The 5,366-nt window shown below is 56.4% G+C and carries 5 protein-coding genes and 1 pseudogene; all 6 read right to left on the bottom strand.

The window, feature by feature from the left end:
* A pseudogene (locus tag Q0331_RS04515) lies at positions 1–2,787 on the bottom strand (hypothetical protein); the annotation flags it as partial.
* A gap of 107 nt (positions 2,788–2,894) precedes the next feature.
* Positions 2,895–3,029 (bottom strand): hypothetical protein, encoded by a 135-nt coding sequence (locus Q0331_RS04510; RefSeq protein ID WP_298075255.1) that lies wholly within the window; start codon positions 3,027–3,029, stop codon positions 2,895–2,897.
* Positions 3,030–3,280: 251 nt separating this feature from the next.
* Positions 3,281–3,619, bottom strand: a complete 339-nt coding sequence (locus Q0331_RS04505; RefSeq protein ID WP_298075253.1) for a phage tail assembly protein — start codon at positions 3,617–3,619, stop codon at positions 3,281–3,283.
* A gap of 100 nt (positions 3,620–3,719) precedes the next feature.
* Positions 3,720–4,547, bottom strand: a complete 828-nt coding sequence (locus Q0331_RS04500; RefSeq protein ID WP_298075252.1) for a phage tail protein — start codon at positions 4,545–4,547, stop codon at positions 3,720–3,722.
* A complete protein-coding gene (locus Q0331_RS04495; RefSeq protein ID WP_298075250.1) occupies positions 4,547–4,972 on the bottom strand; it encodes a hypothetical protein in 426 nt (141 codons plus the stop codon). Before Q0331_RS04495 ends, Q0331_RS04500 begins: the two co-directional genes overlap by 1 nt.
* Complete coding sequence (locus tag Q0331_RS04490) at positions 4,965–5,159, bottom strand: hypothetical protein (RefSeq protein WP_298075248.1); 195 nt, start codon at positions 5,157–5,159, stop codon at positions 4,965–4,967. The genes Q0331_RS04495 and Q0331_RS04490 overlap by 8 nt, the downstream gene beginning before the upstream one ends.
* Between the last annotated feature and the right edge of the window lie 207 nt (positions 5,160–5,366).

Here is a 5,366-nt window from a genome sequence, read left to right as displayed (position 1 = left end):
CTGACCGCCCCACTCCTTCAGCTTCTCCCAAAGCCCCTTAAGGAACTCGGGAGTCTTCTTCAGGCCCTCCATAAGCTTAGGGCCGAGATTGGGGAACAGATCCATCAGAAGACGTACAACATCTACAGCCAGAAGAGCCCAGCCAAGCACAGGCACAGCACGCAAAGCACCCTTAGCTGCAAACTTCAGGCCCTTACCGGCAAACTTACCGACCTTACCCAAACCGCCAAGCATCTTGGTAGCGCCGCCGCCGACCTTAGCGAGGCCGCCAACACCCTTCTTCATGGCACCGCCGGCCTTACCAACAGCGCCACCGGCCTTCTTGAACAGCCCAGCGCCCTTCTCGACGCCCTTACCGGCAAACTGAGCAACCCTGCCCAACTTACCGAACCGGCCACCAACCTTGGACAGATTCTTACCAAGCTTGCCGAACCTGCCAGAAGACTTACCAGCCTTCCTAGCAGTCTTAGCGGTCTCCTTACCTGCCTTCTTAGAATTACGGCTAAGGTCCATGAAGAAGCCACCCCTCGGGCCTTGCTTACCAGCCTTAGAAGCCTGCTTAGCCGCCTTCTCGGAGGACTTACCGGCCTTCTTAGCACTCTTGGCTGCCTTGTCAGCGTCCTTGCCCATGGAGGCAAAGAAACCGCCGCCACCGCCGCCCTTAGGGCCCTTCGGACCCTTCTTAGCCTTCTTGGTCTCGTCACCGAACCCGCGCATCTTACCGCGAGTCCACGAAAACGCCTTACCGAGGCCCAGCACCATACTCGTGTACGGGGCAAGCAGCATACGACCAAGCTTGAACACGCCAAGACCGACACGAAGAGTCAGCAGAGCAGTGACCAGCTTACCAACAATATCCTTGTGGTCAGACAAGAACTTAAAGAGGCTCTCCAGCTTCGGAGCAACCCAATCAATGGCCCCTCCGATATTCTCAGCGACAGCCTTAGACACTTCCTCAAGCAACGGCTGAAGCTCAGCGAAAGCCGGGATCAGCTTGTCCCACGCCTTGCGGAACGTCTCAATCCACGGGGCCGAAATCTCCTTCATCTTCGCAGCAAACCGAGAAATGCGGGACTCAGCATCGCTCGCATCGCCCAACCACTCGCGGAAATCGTCCGTGAACTTGCGGAACCCCGACAAAGCATTACCGCCGAAGCTCACGCCGAAAGCGTTACCAACCTCCTTCAAGGAGTTGTATACGTTCCCGATACCAGCACCCAGATCCTTAAAACCCCGGATACTGTCGTCGATCCACCGGCGAACAGTCTCCTGCCCCTCAGCAGAACCGGCCCAGTTAGAGAACTTGTGAGCCAGATCATCCCACGCCGGAGCCATATCAGCAAGCGCCTTCAGACCCACAACACCCATGTCCTGCAAACCAAGCAGGACCGGCTGAAGAGCAGTGGCGAAATGGTCAGTGATCTTCGCAGTAGCAGCAAACCCCTCGCTCAGCGCCTTTGTCGTACGCTCGTGAGCCCCAAACCCCAGCAACGACATCGCAACATTGTTAGCGGACTTGCCAAGCCGCTCCATACCACGACGAACAGTCGGCAACTGCTTAGCAGAAACAGTCTCCAGAGCCTTACCGACCCCGGTAAACATCTCACCCTGAACCGACTTAGCGACCTCCTGCCAAGCAGGCGTGATCCTACGCACGGAACGAGCAGCCTGCTGCGCCGACGGAGCAAGACCCGAAACAGCCGCATCCAGATCCTTAGCAGGATCCACCGCAGCCTTCAGAGCATCGCCCATACCCCGGAAACCAGCAAACACAGTAGCGCCCAGCAGGGCAGCGCCACCCATCAGGCCCGGAAGCAGGGCCAGAACACCCGACAACTGCTTGAACGAGTCAACCACAAACCCGAGACCATAGCTCAGGCCAACGATAGCTCCGTGCATACCCACAGCAGAAGCTGCGACCAGGCCCATAGCCTTACCAACCAGGCTCGCCTGGGAGACCAAACCCCTCATAGAGTTGGCAAGAGCACTGACAGGCTTAACATTAGCCATCAGGCCCGCGAAAGCCTCGCGAACCGCGTGCATCGGACGTACAGCCGACGCCATCTGGCGCAGCCCAGCCCCCGCCCTACGAGCCTGAGAGCCGAAATTACCGGCACCCCTGCCAGCGGCAAACAAGGACAGGCGCAGCCGGTCGATCAGCCGGGTCTTAGCCTCAGAACCAGAAAACGAACGAGACCAAACCGACTTAACAACCCCGCCGGTAGACTTAACCGTAGAGCGGAGCGCCCGCATGTTCGCCGCAAACTTCTCAGAGCCGTCACGAGCGCTTATAAACGCGCGCCCAGCACCATCACCAAAGCTAGAGATCCCCCTTCGGAGATCTCCAAACTCCCCCTTAAGCTGAGACACAGCCCGCTTAACGCGATCCATGTCAGCAGCGAAAACACCGGAATCCTTCAGAGCCTTACGGAGGCTCAGAGTATCCGCCTTGAACGTCCACGGATTCTGAGAAAGCAGATTCTGAATACCCTTCGACGTGAGAAAAGCATCCCGAATCAACCCATCCTTATCCAAGGACGAGCGGAACTTCACAGTCTGACCAGAAGCCAGCTTCGCAGCAACAGCAGCCTTAGCAGCAAGAGCGGCAGGATCAAGATCAGTATCCGCCTTGATCGTAGTCTCACGATCCTCAGCAGCATCATCCAGCTTACGTTCAGCCTTAGCAGTATCAGCCTCAACCGAGATCTTGGCAGAGCCTTTAGCCTTACCCTTAGCCTTCTTGACGTCCCGCTCAAACTCGGACGTATCAGCCTTAACAGGGACCAAAACATCCCGAAGCTTCTCAGCCTTAAGCTGCGCCTCCGTCTTCTTGCGGAACCCCTTAACCTTAGGGAGAACCCTAATAAATACTCTGCCGACCTCTTCAGCCACCACTAACTCCTGTTCTGCTTAGCCAGCGCAGCCTGAGCCATCCGCACAAACTGGCTGTTACGCTTCTTCTCCCGCTCCATGCCCGGCACCTGGACCGGCTCCGGCGGCTTCAACCTCTTCTTCGTACGAACCTGCATATTCACATGCGTATTCTCACGAACAGAATCAATAACACCCGCCAACAAATAAGCAGTGCTATCCCACCCGTAACTACCTTCAGCCCCCCGCAACAGAGCCGAAGTCATACACTCCATAGGCAGATTCTCAACCAGCACAAGAACCTTCTTCGGAGTCAAACAAGGCGGGGACTCAACCAAACCCCCCAGATCAACCCCGAAATACCTAAGCAGATCAGCGTAGACCGCCGAACCACACCGATCCAAAACGCTTAGGACTGCTCGGCTTCCCCCACCTGAGAGTTCTCCATCCACAGGGTAGAAATCTCAAGAAGCAGAGCAGTATTATCACCCACAAGATCCAGCAGGGCCTTGCCCTTACCGTTCGCCTCAACCAGAGCCAGGATCTCGCGGAAAGTCTCAATCTGCTTATCCAGCGTCAGATCATCATCATCGAAAACCTCGGTGAGCTCGATCACAGCGTTGCGCGGCTTCTCCGGCAGCTGCATAAGATTCTTCAGCTCGAAAGTCTCATCGCTAGTCTCGATAAACACCGGAGCATACTTCTTCTCAACGGTGGACTTCAGATCTTCAAGGGTAAAAGTTGCCAAGGTAGGTCTCCTCCAAACAAACAACAACGACAAAGACAAAAAAGAGGCAGGTCTAGAAAAGGGGGCTAGGCCGACCTACCGAAACCTAGCCCCCGGAAAACTAAGCAGCCGGAGCGGTCCACTCAAACAAGTGACGACCCGGGTGCTTGGTGAACGTCGCGCGCAGCGGCAGCGTAGCGAAATCATCCGTAGCCAGAGCAATAGACTCATCGCGACGCAGGGACGCCTTAGCGGCGGAGAAACCAATCTTGAACTGGCCATCCACCAGGACAATCAGAACCGCACGCTCAACACCGCTGGACGCAGGGTTATCCACGCCGAACACGCCATCGACGCTGGAAGCGTTCTTGCCGTAGTACAGCTCCAGAGTCTCAGCATCGAACTGGAGCGCCTTCACGGTGACGTAATCCACCGGAGCCTCAGTAGTGACCTCGCGCAGGTTCTTCTTCTGCCAAGAACCCTTAGTCTCAGAATCTCCACCGTCGTAGCCAAACTCCGGCAGATCCTCGTTACCCGTGTGGCCAACCGGCTCCCAACCAATCGGCTTATCCATCTCGTTAGCCGCAGCACCCTCAGCAGTGAGCTGAACCTCCTTACCGAAGGACTCACCGATGAACGAAACGGTGTAACCCTGAGCCAGGGTCAGGCCCTTCACCAGCGCACCGCCAGTGCCAACGGAAGGCAGCTTCTCCAGAGCCGCCTGAACCTCAGCAGCAGAAGCATCCTTCTTCAGCGGCTCAGTATTATCAGAACCAACCGTCAGAGTGAACGACTCACCAGAAACCTCGCCAAGCAGGTAAGTGTGAGCGCCGAACGCCTCCGGGTCAAAGTTCTTCAGCTGCGCAGGAGTAGGGGCAGCAGTGCCCACCGGCGCAAGGTAGATATAACCAGTCGAAGCGGTAAAAACCGCGTTATCATTAAAAGCCACTATGGCTCCTCTCTGTAAGGACGAATGTTCAATTCAATAAGCCCCTGGACGCGGAACGCATCCTGGAACAAGGACGAGAACTGGGTCATACCCATAGTCTCCTTGACCCGCGAGATGTACCCTCTACTAACCACCTTCTGCTTACGCCAAGCGTCAAACAGCGCGCTCACAACCCGCGCGTACATCTCCTCAGCCTCAACAAGGCCCTCCCCGTGGTGAACAGTGATCTCCACCACAGGACGATCAAGGAACTCGGGCATATCAGGCTCGCGACTACCCCCCAGCCGACGCACATTCACAATCGGATACTCGCGATAATCAATATCCGGCACCCACGAAGTGACAGTCACCTCGTCCCCCAGTGCCTCCCGCAGGATCGGCAACACAATCTCCTGGACACGGGGGAAATAATCAGTATCAGGCAAGACCAGCAGCCCTCCTAATAATGTTCAGCTTCCCCTCGATAGCCAGCGCACCACCGTCCGGGTCATCCAAATTCACGAACGCATCCACCTTCTTGGACCCTCGCATAACATTGATGGAAGACCGGGCCTCCCCATACTCAGCAGCACGCTCATCGTTGTTCCGCGCGTGCGGAGTATGTATCGACACAGCCTTAGCCCCGATCAGCTCAGCCTCACGGAAATTACGCTTACCAACCCTCGGGAAATTAGCGAGTATGCGATGGAGCTGGTCATTCTTTTCCCGCTCCTCGTGATACCACTCAAGGTGAGCCATCAAGCCCTCCTCAGCGTGTAATCGTGATGCGCAGTGCGAGGCGACCCCATGTAAGGGGTAACATCGCCAAACACAGACCAG

Origin of the sequence: uncultured Corynebacterium sp. (assembly GCF_937999985.1) — a bacterium.
GTDB lineage: Bacteria > Actinomycetota > Actinomycetes > Mycobacteriales > Mycobacteriaceae > Corynebacterium.
Note: the sequence above shows the minus strand (reverse complement) of the source record. Positions and strands in the feature narration are given on the sequence as shown.

Coding starts and splice junctions, on each gene's coding strand:
- Q0331_RS04510 (WP_298075255.1), bottom strand. CDS start 3,029: ATGCAGGTTCGTACGAAGAAGAGGTTGAAGCCGCCGGAGCCGGTCCAG.